This is a genomic window from Dehalobacter sp., from assembly GCA_023667845.1.
Classification (GTDB): Bacteria; Bacillota; Desulfitobacteriia; order Desulfitobacteriales; family Syntrophobotulaceae; genus Dehalobacter.
Genome location: JAMPIU010000124.1, coordinates 1 through 3,739, shown reverse-complemented (window position 1 = coordinate 3,739; position 3,739 = coordinate 1). Strand labels below are relative to the sequence as shown.

General features: G+C 43.2%; 4 protein-coding genes. All 4 read left to right on the top strand.

Going from position 1 to position 3,739, the window contains the following annotated elements:
- Positions 1-911 (top strand): Wzt carbohydrate-binding domain-containing protein (locus NC238_09255; GenBank protein MCM1566113.1); only part of this gene is annotated, 911 nt, incomplete at its 5' end.
- Positions 912-981: 70 nt separating this feature from the next.
- Positions 982-2,037, top strand: a complete 1,056-nt coding sequence (locus NC238_09250) for a glycosyltransferase (protein MCM1566112.1) — start codon at positions 982-984, stop codon at positions 2,035-2,037.
- Positions 1,952-3,112, top strand: a complete 1,161-nt coding sequence (locus NC238_09245; GenBank protein MCM1566111.1) for a glycosyltransferase family 2 protein — start codon at positions 1,952-1,954, stop codon at positions 3,110-3,112. The genes NC238_09250 and NC238_09245 overlap by 86 nt, the downstream gene beginning before the upstream one ends.
- 30 nt (positions 3,113-3,142) lie before the next feature.
- On the top strand, positions 3,143-3,739 hold a 597-nt coding region (locus NC238_09240; GenBank protein MCM1566110.1), incomplete at its 3' end, for a glycosyltransferase.

Here is a 3,739-nt window from a genome sequence, read left to right as displayed (position 1 = left end):
AGGTCGGCACCGGCTTTCACCCTGAGCTGACCGGGCGCGAGAATGTCTATCTTAATGGGGCAATTTACGGGATGAACAAGGAAGAAGTCACCCGAAAGTTTGATGAGATCGTAGCTTTTTCTGGGGTGGAGAAGTTCATCGATACCCCCGTCAAGCGCTATTCCAGCGGCATGTACGTGCGCCTGGGATTCGCTGTGGCTGCTCACCTGGACCCTGAGATCTTGATCGTGGATGAGGTTCTGGCTGTCGGGGATGCTGAATTCCAGAAGAAATGCCTTGGCAAGATGAGTGATGTTGCTGGTGAAGGGCGTACCGTCTTGTTTGTCAGTCATAACATGGTTTCAATGAGGAATCTCTGTTCCAGGACCATGCTCTTGAAAGATGGCAAAATTGTAAATGCAGGTCCTACCGATGAGATCATTTCCGATTACTTGCATGTTTATCAAAGGCCAAGTGAATTCATTCCTAACGAAGACCAGCGGCTTGGAAATCACCGCATTCGTATTCAAGATTTTTCTGTCGAGCCTGCCAGTCCTGTGACAGGGAGACCTTTTGCTTGTCGAGTGGATGTGGAGAACTTAGGCAACACCAGCATTACTGCTGAATTCTCTATTTCTTTTACTGCAGAGGACGGAAGCAAAGTCTTTCAAATGCATTCTGGGCATGTGCAAAAAGGGATATCAAGTAAACCAGGATATTCCTACATTACATCTAATCTTGAGTCCCTGTTTCTTGCTCCGGGAAAATATGGTGTTAACTTATGGGTTGGTTCAGGAAAGATGACATTTGATTGGGTGCCAGACGCATATTCTTTCGAGGTGAGGTCGGGGACCTTTCAGGAGGGTATATATGTAGATGCAAGGGGTTACCCAGTAATTATGCCAGCAAAGTGGAAGCAATTTGATAACTAAAGCTGGGATAGAATAAAAATTTAGACAGACAAAAGAGTGCTCCGCAAATCAAGGATTATCATTGGTAAGAATGGATGAAACAATTTCAACTCCGAAAATTAGTGTGGTAATGAGCGTCTTGAATGGCGAGAAATACTTGCGGGAATCCATCCAAAGTATCCTGGATCAGACTTATAGTGATTTCGAGTTCATCATTGTCAATGATGGTTCCACCGATAAAACTGCAGAAATACTCAATGACTATGCTTCAAAGGACGCACGCTTTCGAATTCTGAGTAACCCTCAAAATATGGGTGTAGGGTATTCACGAAATATCGGTAATGCTGCTGCTCGTGGAAAATACATTGCAATCATGGATTCAGACGACCAAAGCCACCCGGAGCGGTTTGCTAGGCAGGTTCAGTTTCTGGATGAAAATCCTGATATTGCTGTTCTTGGGACTAGTTATGTGAAATCGAGATCAGACGGCTTCACTAAGCTCTTAAAGAGATATAATCTTCCTGGCTTGGCCCGTTGGCATCTGGTTTTTTATTGTGCCCTCAATAATCCATCAGTCATGATGCGCAGAACCCTGGTTTCGGAGGAAGGATTTACGTATGCTCAAGGTATCGAAGGGGAAGATTTTGAATTCTTCTCCAAGGTCTCAAGAAACCATAAGATTACAAACATTGAGGAACCATTACATACATACAGGTGGCATGAAGGAAATCTTACTGTAGTAAAAGCCTCCACTTTTGTGTATTATAACAACCTGACTATCCATGAGCAGATAAAGTATTACACCGGTATAGAAATTCCAGAGGAATTAATTCAAGGTTTTAAACACCCTCAAGATATTACAAAATTATCGGAAGCTCGCAGCATTATCGGGATTATCTTGCTTCTTTTGAAGTCCACCGAAAAATGGGATCTAGACGTAAAAGAATCTGCAGCCATAATGATTGACTTTCTCAGAATACTGAAGACTGCGGCAAAATCTGTTAAAAAACACCCAATCTTACTGATTAAATTGGATGAGTGGGGAATATTCTTAATACATTATGTTAAATTTCGCTGGAATTCATTTCTCGAAAATCATCAAAAAAATCGTAACTTACACTCACATGATTTCAACCTTTTCTATTAATAGCGGTTATAAAATCAGTTTCCCAGAAAATATGAGCGACAAATTGACATCTTACTCAGATGGACCCAATCCAAAAGTCAGCGTGGTTATGTGTGTTTGGAATGGTGAAAAACACTTGACTGAAGCGATTAACAGCATTTTGTGCCAGACCTTCGATGATTTTGAATTCATTATTGTCAACGATGGATCAACAGATAATACGGGAAAACTACTCTCGGTAATTGCCTCTCAAGACCCGCGTATACGCATTCTGGATAACTCCCAAAATATGGGTCAGAGTTTTTCAAAGAACAGAGGTATCGCTGCTGCGCGAGGTGAATATATAGCAATGATGGATGCCGATGATTGGTGTGATGCGCACAGGTTTGACTTACAAGTCGAGTTTTTAGATATGAACCATGATATTTCGGTTTTGGGAACTGATTATTTGATTGTTCGGGATGATAAGTCAGGTTCACATTTGATGAAGACGGCCAGTCTTCCCGGATTGTTACGTTGGGACTTCATTTTTCATTGTGCTATCTGCCAAGCTTCTACGATGATGAGGCGTTGTTTGTTTTCTCAACAAGGTTTTAGTTACGTAGAAAATCAGAGAACCGCCGCAGACTTTGACCTTTGGACAAGAATCATCCAAACTAATAAAATATCTAACCTTAATAAGACGCTCTATTTCTATCGATGGCATAGCGATAACATTTCAGTACGAAAGGCTGAAGATCAGACAAAAAATACTAACGATGTGGTTCGAAGGCAGGTGAAACAGTACACTGGTGAATCCATATCGGAGAACCTTATTGAAGGATTCAAATGGCCAAAAAAAATTACAAATATTAGGGATGCTCAGTGTATCATCAGCCTTTACATCAAACTGTTGGATGCAACGCAAAACTGGAGTTTAAGCAATGATGAATCCACTGCAATCATGGATAATTTTCTTCATAAACTCAAATCCGCAGCAAAAGCGGTGCATAAGCATCCATTATTGATTATTAGGGGAAGAAATTGGATTCCATTCATAACGCATTTTGCTCAATCCCATTTGTTTGTGCACTCTGAAAAGCATTTAAAGCCTTGAGCAGAAATTGTTTGAATACTTACTTAGCCGATGGATTTTAGTGTTAGCATAATTTCACCCGTTTATAACGCGGCCCCTTATCTCGTTCAGGCGGTGGAATCCGCGCTTGCCCAGCCCGAGGTAAGGGAAGTGATTTTGGTTGAAGATTGCTCCCCGGATGACAGCCTGGCGGTCTGCCGACAATTAGCTGGTTTATATCCCCAGGTGAAATTATTTCAGCACCCAGGCGGGGTCAACCGAGGGGCTGGGCCTTCCCGCAACCTGGGTATCACCAACAGCACCTGCCCTTATATCGCCTTTCTGGACGCGGACGATTTTTACCTGCCAGGTCGGTTTGCTGCTGCTCGTTCTGTTTTTGAACGACAATCAGACTGCGACGGGGTTTATGACGCTGTCGGGATGTACTACGAAGACGAAGTCAGCCGTGAGCGCTGGCATGACCACAGCATTGCAGGCGAAGGCATCACAACGCTGCCCCCCGGTATTGACCCAGTCGATTTGTTTAGTGTTCTGATAAAAGGCGGTCAAGGTCACGTTCACTTGAACGGCCTGATCATTTGCCGCAAGGTGTTGGAGCGTTCCGGGCTGATGGATGAAAGTATTGCCGACACACTGCACGAAGACACG

Bases quoted from the DNA above. Each gene is read 5' to 3' on its own strand.
- NC238_09250 (MCM1566112.1), top strand. From the start codon at position 982: ATGGATGAAACAATTTCAACTCCGAAAATTAGTGTGGTAATGAGCGTC.
- NC238_09245 (MCM1566111.1), top strand. From the start codon at position 1,952: ATGTTAAATTTCGCTGGAATTCATTTCTCGAAAATCATCAAAAAAATC.